At 60.0% G+C, this 4,812-nt stretch carries 2 protein-coding genes; both read left to right on the top strand.

The genetic code is table 11. The features are described 5' to 3' along the window. The first annotated feature begins 462 nt into the window (after nucleotides 1–462). A complete protein-coding gene (locus I2G43_RS06815; RefSeq protein WP_195535581.1) occupies nucleotides 463–2,352 on the top strand; it encodes a carbon starvation protein A in 1,890 nt (629 codons plus the stop codon). Nucleotides 2,353–2,535: 183 nt separating this feature from the next. After that, nucleotides 2,536–4,719, top strand: coding sequence for a hypothetical protein (locus I2G43_RS06810; protein WP_195535580.1), 2,184 nt, complete (start codon nucleotides 2,536–2,538; stop codon nucleotides 4,717–4,719). Nucleotides 4,720–4,812 lie beyond the last annotated feature (93 nt).

The following is a 4,812-nucleotide window of genomic DNA, read 5'->3' as shown; positions in this document are numbered from 1 at the left end:
CAAAGGAAAGCACTTAATGTGCTTTCCGTCTTGCGCAGGACTGTAGAGCAGGAAAGTTCATATATGCCGCCCGGCCCCCGCAGCGCACAGGGACGTCTCTCATGCAAAAACTGTCGCAGGATAAAGTCCGAGGTCAGTGGCGTTTTATACCGAGAATTTCAAAAAAGTTGAAAATTCATTACAAATTTGCGTTGACTTTAGGTAACTAAAGTTTCATACTGCTTTTCATCCACTGGGGGATGTGAACACGCACGGATCGTTCGCATCATGATTGAAGAGGATTTCTTAGACATGTTCACGCATCAGCTAAACATTATCAGCGTAGTAATTATCTGATGCGGGTTAGCACATACAGCTAGCCCGTACGATAACGGGCGGCTGATGAAGATGAGGGCCGTCGAGCGCAACCGACGGCCCTCATTTTTTTATGTCTGGGAAGTTCTTTTTAGAGGAGGAAATGTAATGAACGGAGTTTTGCTCATGGTTGTGGCTGCGGCGGTGCTCGCCTGCGGCTATCTGGGCTACGGCCGCTGGCTGGCCAACAAGTGGGGCGTTGACAAAGAGGCCCTCACGCCGGCCAAGCGCATGAAGGACGGCAAGAGCTTCTCGCCCGTCTCCGCCTTCACCGCGTTCTCGCACCAGTTCAGCTCGATCTGCGGTGCCGGTCCTGTTACGGGTACGATCGTCGCCATGGCCTTTGGCTGGCTGCCCGTCGTGCTCTGGGTCCTCGTCGGTGGCATCTTCTTTGGCGCCGTCCACGACTTTGGTGCCCTGTACGCCTCGATGAAGAACAACGGCAAGTCGCTCGCTCAGCTCATCGAGAAGTACATCGGCAAGACCGGCCGTCGCCTGTTCCTGCTGTTCTGCTGGCTGTTCTGCATCATCGTCATCGCCGCCTTCACCGACATGGTCTGCAAGACGTTCATGTTCACCCCGGCCGTTGACGCTTCTGGCGCTGCTACCGGTGCCGTCGACTTCACCAAGTCCTATGCCGCCGGCTGCGCTGGTACCATCTCCATCCTGTTCACCTTCGTTGCTATCGTCTTTGGTTGGGCCCAGAAGAAGTTCAACCTCACCGGCGCTGCCGAGTTCGTCACCGGCGTGGTCCTCATGGTTCTCATGTTTGCCGTCGGTATGCAGTTCCCGGTCTATCTGGACAAGTTCCAGTGGTTCGCCGTCGTTATGGTCTACCTGGTCTTCGCTGGCGCTATGCCCATCCAGATGCTTAAGACCCCGCGTGACTACCTCACCTCGATCATGATGATCGTTATGATCGTCTGCGCTGTTCTCGGCATCGTCGTCCTGGGTGTTAACGGCCAGGCTACGATGACTGCTCCGGTCTTCACCGGCTTCTCCACTGCCTCCGGCATGATGTTCCCGGTCCTGTTTGTCTCCGTTGCTTGCGGCGCTCTCTCCGGTTTCCACAGCCTCGTTTCTTCCGGTACCTCCTCTAAGCAGGTCGAGAAGGAGCAGGACGCCGTCAAGGTTGGCTACGGCGCCATGATCGTCGAGTCTTTCGTCGGCATCCTCGCCATCATCGTCGCCGGCATCATGTTCTCCGACATGAACACCGCCGGTACCGGTGCCCTCAACGCCGGCGTCGCTTCCACGCCGTTCCAGATCTTCGCCGCTGGTATCTCCCGCGGTATGCAGGCTTTCGGCGTTGACGGCACGCTCGCTACCGTCTTCATGACCATGAACGTCTCCGCTCTGGCCCTGACCTCGCTCGACGCCGTCGCCCGCATCGCCCGTACTTCCTTCTCCGAGTTCTTTGCCCAGACCAACGACGCTCTGGCCATCGACTCCAAGGCCGGCTACATGAAGGTTCTCGGCAACCCCTGGTTCGCCACGGTCGTCACCCTGCTTCCCGGTCTCGCCCTCGCCTTTGGTGGCTATGCTAACATCTGGCCGCTCTTTGGTGCTTCCAACCAGCTGCTCGGCGGCATGACCATGATCACCCTCGCCGTGTTCTGCAAGTGCACCGGCCGCAAGGGCTGGATGCTCTACGTGCCCGTCGCCTTCCTGCTCTGCTGCACTTTCACCTCGCTGGTCCAGAGCGCCATGGGCTGCATGACCGCCGTCCAGGCCTACGGCTTCTTCGGCACCATCCCGGCTACCGCCACCACGGCTGCCGTCTCCGTCGCCGCCACCAAGGGCCTGCAGCTCGTCTTCGCTGTCCTGCTGATGGTCCTGGGCCTCATCGTTGCCGTCAACTGCCTCAAGGAGTTCTTCGGCAAGGAGGCCGGTTCCATGCCCGACGAGGAGCCCGAGTGGTCCGAGATGGGCAAGGCCGAGTATGGTCGCGCCGCTGCCGCCGAGGCTCCTGCCGACGCCGAGGCCGCCAAGGCCTAGTCGATCGGACGGATAGAATCCTCCATCTCTATGACTCGGAAAGACCGGGTCCGCAGAACGCGGGCCCGGTCTTTTTTCTTGTGAAGACGGGCGATGCCAGGGGTGTTCTCGCAGATGTTTTGCGTGGACGGGCACGCGCGTTGTACCATGTAGACGTATATGTGTGCATATGAAAGGGGCCCCGTGGCCAAGACGGTATATTCCGATAACCAAAACAATGTCGATGCTTTGGCTGAGCGTCTGAGTAGCCAGACGTCGCTTTCTGCTGAGCGGGCCAAGCTCGTTGCCTACGACCTGCTCTGCCGCAAGGCGCTCAAGATCAAGTCGAGCGCTCTGGCGCAAATTTTCCGCTCCGTGGATAAGGAGTGCGATACCAAGGCGATGCGCGATGAGCTTATCGCGGCAAAGATTGTGACCAAGATCGAGGGCAGCGGCATTAACGGGCGCCCCGCGTTCTATACCATCAATGCTGAGATTCACGATGTCCAGGAGCAGCCTGCCGAGGTCGCAGAAGAGGCTTCCGTCGATGATTCCGTTGAGATGCCCGCTGTGGAGGAGGTTGCCCCGCGTGAGCATGTCGATACTGACGAGCTACTCGATGAGCATGTCGTGCGCGCCTTCACCGCCAAGGCGGGGCGAGGCGGCTTTGGCGGAGGCGGCAAGCGCGATGCGCAGCGTCGTGCCCAGCAGGAGCGTTTCCGTCGTGCCGTGGCTCAAAAGGACGGGGCCGATATCGAGGCTGTCGAGAACGAGCCTGTCGCCGAGCCGCAGGAGTCTGTGAAAGAGCAAAAGTCCGCTGAGCCTCGGGAGCCCAAGCATCGTCGCGGTGCGCACTTTAAGGCTGAGCAGCAGGATGCCGCGCGCGAAGTCGAAAAGCCTGTCGAGACTGTGGATGCGGCTGACGAGCCGGCCAAGAAGACCTCGGGCTCGTGTCGTCCCGGTCGTGGCTTTGTGGGTCGCGCGTATCCCGTAAAGCGTCAGGAGAAGGTTGATCAGGTTCCGGAGGCGCGAACCGAGAAGGCCGAGAAGCCCGCTGAGTCGGAAGTTCGTGAACAGAAGCCTGTTGAGCAAAAGGTTGCGTCCGATGTTGAGGTTCAGGGCCAGCAGCCTGCGAGCGAGCAGACGGGGGAGGGCACTTCGAGCAAGCCTCGCCGTCGCCGTCATCGTAGCGGTCGCGGCTCAAATGCCCAGACTGCTGCCGAACAGGGAACGACGCGCGACGAAGATGCGAAGGCAGACACTCCGGTGGAGCAGCCCAAGCGTCAGTCGGCGAAGGAGGGTAAGTCCGAGCGCTCGCAAAAGCAGGCGTCTACGCCGAAGGGCGAGCGCGGCGCTCAAGGCGACTCCAAGCGCAAGTCTCAGAAGAAGCCCGAGTCTGCCGCGGCAGATGCTGCTGCTCGGCAGGCCGAGACGACTGCTCACGGCGAGGTTTCGGTATTTGCCCTGGCCCGCGTTTTGGGCAGGCAACTGCTCAAGGTCGTTCCCACGCCCACGGCGCTCTCCAAGATTAAGGAGCAGCAGACTCAGATCGTTAAGGTCGAGGGCAAGGACGGTAAAAAGGCTCCGCAGCGCACTCAGCACAACGAGATGTCCAATCGCAAGATTGCCGAGGAGATCGCAATCATCCAGGCTTGGATTGAGCAGAATCGCGGCGCCGATACGCCGATTGCCTCGCGTCGCCAGCGCGCCTACCAGATCTTCAATGACGAGAAAGCCTTTGACGGTAAGCACGGCGAGCGTCTGATCAGGCGTATGACCGAAAAGGGCATCAGCATGCAGGCGATCAAGGTCGCCCCTAACCGCCCCGTGCACTTTACGGGCTTCTTTACGCTGGGTGCCGACAAGCCGTTCATTATGGTCGAGAACCTGGACACCTACGACGAGATCGTCAAGCTCCTGCGCGGCCGCAAGCATGCCAAGCTTTTTGGCACTAAGGTAGGCGGTGTCATCTTCGGCGGTGGCTGCAAGGCAAGCGTCTCGCATGCACTCGATGACTATCTGGCCGAGATCGGCTATCGCTTTAACTACGTCTACTACGTGGGCGACATCGATCGCGAAGGCGCGCGTATCGTCGAGCAGGCTCGCAATGCCAATGTCGTTGAGATCCGCCTGCATGCCGGCATGTATCGTGCCATGCTCGCCGAGCATAAGCGCCGCGTGAAGGCCGGCGGCGAGTGCGAGCCCGCAGCTGCCAACCAGGGCGTGCCGCAGAACCTGGCGGCGACGATCAAAGATCTGCCCATGGTCACGCGCGTGCAGTTCCGCAACGTGCTGCGCGAGGGCGGGCGAATTCCGCAGGAGATCCTGATGACGGCCGACTATCGGGATGGCGACTCGGGAAGCTTCGACCGCATGCTGAACAACTAGATTCTGCCGGCCCCGGGAGAGCGGGGACACCGGCTTAGGTTTCCTGCTCTACAGTCCTGCTCACGACGGAGGCCACATTAAGTGGCCTCCTGT

Source organism: Collinsella aerofaciens, assembly GCF_015557435.1.
GTDB lineage: Bacteria > Actinomycetota > Coriobacteriia > Coriobacteriales > Coriobacteriaceae > Collinsella > Collinsella aerofaciens_Z.
The sequence above is the reverse complement of the archived record's forward strand: the minus strand, read 5'-3'. Positions and strand labels throughout refer to the sequence as shown.

Bases quoted from the DNA above. Each gene is read 5' to 3' on its own strand.
- I2G43_RS06815 (WP_195535581.1), top strand. From the start codon at position 463: ATGAACGGAGTTTTGCTCATGGTTGTGGCTGCGGCGGTGCTCGCCTGC.